We start from the raw sequence: 346 nt of genomic DNA, 5'->3' as shown, positions 1-346 counted from the left end.
CTGAAACCGGGCTTTTCGGTCTGGTTGTAGAACAGCGAATAGTTCACGCCCGCGCCGATATAGGGCTTGAAAGCGCCGAAGTCGGTGAAGTGATATTGCAGCGTCAGTGTCGGCGGCAGCAGCCAGGTCTTGCCGACCGGCGTGCCGGCCAGCACGCCCTCGCCATTGATTTTGGCATAGGTGGTGCCGAGAATGAGTTCGGCGGCGAAGTTATCGGTGAAGAAATAGCTGATGTCGAGTTCCGGGATTACGGTATCCGAATAGGACAGGCCAGCCCCTGGCACACCGTCGACGCTCCCGCTGTCATTGGTGATGACGCCGAGGCCGCGCACGCGCAGCATCCACG

1 protein-coding gene is annotated in these 346 nt (G+C 60.1%); it reads right to left on the bottom strand.

Going from position 1 to position 346, the window contains the following annotated elements; translation table 11 throughout:
* Positions 1 to 346 (bottom strand): OmpW family outer membrane protein (locus tag EN857_RS33705; RefSeq protein ID WP_135897706.1); only part of this gene is annotated, 346 nt, incomplete at both ends.

The organism is Mesorhizobium sp. M4B.F.Ca.ET.214.01.1.1, assembly GCF_004791545.1.
Lineage (GTDB): Bacteria > Pseudomonadota > Alphaproteobacteria > Rhizobiales > Rhizobiaceae > Mesorhizobium > Mesorhizobium abyssinicae.
The sequence above is the reverse complement of the archived record's forward strand: the minus strand, read 5'-3'. Positions and strand labels throughout refer to the sequence as shown.